This is a genomic window from Aldersonia kunmingensis (assembly GCF_001646865.1).
GTDB lineage: Bacteria > Actinomycetota > Actinomycetes > Mycobacteriales > Mycobacteriaceae > Aldersonia > Aldersonia kunmingensis.
This window is the reverse complement of sequence record NZ_LRRB01000057.1, coordinates 1-2,544: the sequence shown is the minus strand read 5'-3', so window position 1 is coordinate 2,544 and position 2,544 is coordinate 1. Positions and strand designations below refer to the sequence as shown.

Genomic DNA, 2,544 nt, shown 5'->3' with positions numbered 1-2,544 from the left:
GCCGGTCTTCGGGTCGAGCCGCAACAGCCGTCCGGTGCCGCCGTGCTCGAGGATGTCGAGTTTGTGCTCCGCGATGGCGTATCGCGCCGAGGAATCGCTGAAGTAGATGGTGCCGTCACGTGCGACCGCCGCATTGTTGGTGGCGAGCAACGGCTGCCCGACGGCGGTGTCGGCAAGCACTTCGCAGCGACCGCTGTCATCTACGCGCAGCACCCCGCGCTCGCAGTCGCAGACCAGATACCTTCCGTCGTCCAGCATTTCGATGCCGAGGGGCCGGCCGCCGGTGCGTGCGATGAGCTCGGCCTTGCCGTGGGTGTCGAAGCGCCAGATCGCGCCGTCCGCGGCCCCGGTGATCACGCGGCCCTCGTGGTCGACCGCGACGTCCTCGGGGCCTTCGCCCGACGGGAGCAGCCAGCGCTGTGCCGCGTCGAGTTCGGTGTTCGGCGCGAAAGCGCCGGTGCGGTCGGGCGCCTTGGGGGCGCGCCACGCGACAGGCTCGATACCGACGCGGTTCAGTCGTCCCAGGATTGCCATTTCCCTCCCCTTCTCGATCAGCGCCACGCGAAGACGGGCTGTTCCAGCCCGTCCACGCGGGTGGAACGACCGTGCAACACGACCTCTCGGAACTGGTAGACGATCGCGCCGGTCGGCGCGTGAATCAAGTGATCCCGGAACGGCCACTGCACGACCGGCCGCTCGGACTCCGGAATGGAGATGAAGCGTGGGTCGACGTCGAGCTCGGAAAGGGTGGGCACGAACAGTTCGGCCACCTCCTCCGGGTTCGGATCGATATCGGCAAGCCCCTCGGCGACCCAGACCACGTAGGGCGAGATCACGTATCCGGACCGGGTCACATAGTCGTCGAGCCGGCCGAGCACGGCGCTCGGGTCGATGAATACCCGCATCTCTTCACCGAGTTCGCGGACTGCTGCTTCCGCGGGGGTCTCGCCATTGTCGACGCGCCCGCCGGGCAGCGCGAACTGGCCGGGATGAGCGCGCAGGCGTGCCACCCGGCGCGTCAGAATGAAGCCGATCTCCCCCGATTCGGTGGGGCCGAACGCGAGCGCGACCGCGGCGGCGCGCCGTCCGGCGGCGTCGACGGTGTGCACGTCGAACTGCGCCAGCCTGGTGGTGGTCTGCGCCAGGAAGGCGTCGGGATCCGCCGAAGGTGTCATCACTGGTGACCTTATGTCACAGCGGACGGGTGGCTGCATAAACGGGCTGGGGCCCGGTACACCCGAGGTGGATGTACCGGGCCCCAGCCGGTGTCGTGCGGAATGCAACCGTCAGCGCGGCGCCATCCGGATCGCGCCGTCGAGACGGATCACCTCGCCGTTGAGCATCGGGTTCGAGATGATGTGCGCCGCCAGCGAGCCGTACTCGGCCGGGTCGCCCAGACGCGACGGGTGCGGCACCTGCGCGCCGAGCGACTTCTGCGCCTCTTCCGGCAACGAGCCGAGCAGCGGGGTCTTGAACAGGCCCGGCGCGATGGTGACAACGCGGATGAGCAGCGACGCGAGGTCACGCGCGATCGGCAGGGTCATGCCGACAACGCCGCCCTTCGACGCGGAGTACGCGGCCTGGCCGATCTGGCCGTCGAACGCGGCGACGGAGGCGGTGTTGATGATCACGCCACGCTCGCCGTCGACCGGGTCGGTCTTCGAGATGCGCTCGGCCGCCAGGCGCAGCACGTTGAACGTGCCGAACAGGTTGACGTCGACGACCTTCTTGAAGGCGTCGAGGGGGAACGCGCCGTTCTTGTTGACGGTCTTGATGGCGGTGCCGATGCCGGCGCAGTTCACCGCGACACGCAGCGTGCCGAGCGACTCCGCGACGTCCAGCGCGGCGGCGACGGACGCCTCGTCGGTGACATCGCCCGCAGCGAAGCGCACGCGGTCGCCGAGCTCCTTGGCGATGGCCTCACCGTTGGACGACGGCAGGTCGAAGATGACAACGGTGGCACCGTCGGCGATCAGCGCCTTGGTGGTCGCGAGGCCGAGGCCCGAGGCACCGCCGGTGATGATCGCGACGGTATCGGTGACGTTCATGGCTCCCTTTCGGATGGTTTACTTATCGCTCGCTAAACAGCTATCACAGCAGGTCCGCCGCGGTCAAAGCGCACCACCCCTCGTCAGTACCCGCTCGCGTGGGGTAATGATGAGTCGGAGCAGACCGGCCGAGTTTCGGCCCACGGAGAAAGAGGTCCCGCATGAGTACGGCAGCTTCCGAGACCGAAGCGCCCGGCGCCGCCATTCCGGGCGTCGACGTCACCGTCGATTCCGGCGTGCTGCGTGTGACTCTCAACCGGCCCGCGCGGATGAACGCGCTCACCTACGCCTCCCTCGAAGCGATCGCAGAGGCTTTCGAGAGCCACGCCAACGATCCCGCGGTGCGGGCTGCCGTGCTGACCGGCACGGGTCGCGCGTTCTGCACCGGCGCCGACCTGTCCGCCACCGAAAAGAGCGAGGACCGCCCCGCGGACACCCGCACAATCGACGCCGCCAACCGCGCGGTCGCTGCGATCCGTGCATTCCCGCGCGTCGT

The 2,544-nt window shown here is 68.6% G+C and carries 4 protein-coding genes; 1 reads left to right on the top strand and 3 read right to left on the bottom strand.

Annotation, left to right across the window (positions count from 1 at the left end; translation table 11 throughout):
* The 3 genes from A8G08_RS04225 to A8G08_RS04215 all read right to left on the bottom strand — a co-directional run.
* A partial coding sequence (locus tag A8G08_RS04225; protein WP_169823260.1) for an SMP-30/gluconolactonase/LRE family protein occupies window positions 1-534 on the bottom strand: 534 nt, incomplete at its 3' end.
* Between the two features lie 17 nt (window positions 535-551).
* Complete coding sequence (locus A8G08_RS04220; protein ID WP_068270557.1) at window positions 552-1,175, bottom strand: NUDIX hydrolase; 624 nt, start codon at window positions 1,173-1,175, stop codon at window positions 552-554.
* Window positions 1,176-1,286: 111 nt separating this feature from the next.
* On the bottom strand, window positions 1,287-2,048 hold the full coding sequence (locus A8G08_RS04215; RefSeq protein WP_068270554.1) for a 3-hydroxyacyl-CoA dehydrogenase: 762 nt from the start codon (window positions 2,046-2,048) through the stop codon (window positions 1,287-1,289).
* A 161-nt stretch (window positions 2,049-2,209) separates the two neighbouring features.
* Here A8G08_RS04215 and A8G08_RS04210 point away from each other — a divergent pair.
* A partial coding sequence (locus A8G08_RS04210) for an enoyl-CoA hydratase/isomerase family protein (RefSeq protein ID WP_169823259.1) occupies window positions 2,210-2,544 on the top strand: 335 nt, incomplete at its 3' end.

Coding starts and splice junctions, on each gene's coding strand:
- A8G08_RS04215 (WP_068270554.1), bottom strand. CDS start 2,048: ATGAACGTCACCGATACCGTCGCGATCATCACCGGCGGTGCCTCGGGC.
- A8G08_RS04220 (WP_068270557.1), bottom strand. CDS start 1,175: ATGACACCTTCGGCGGATCCCGACGCCTTCCTGGCGCAGACCACCACC.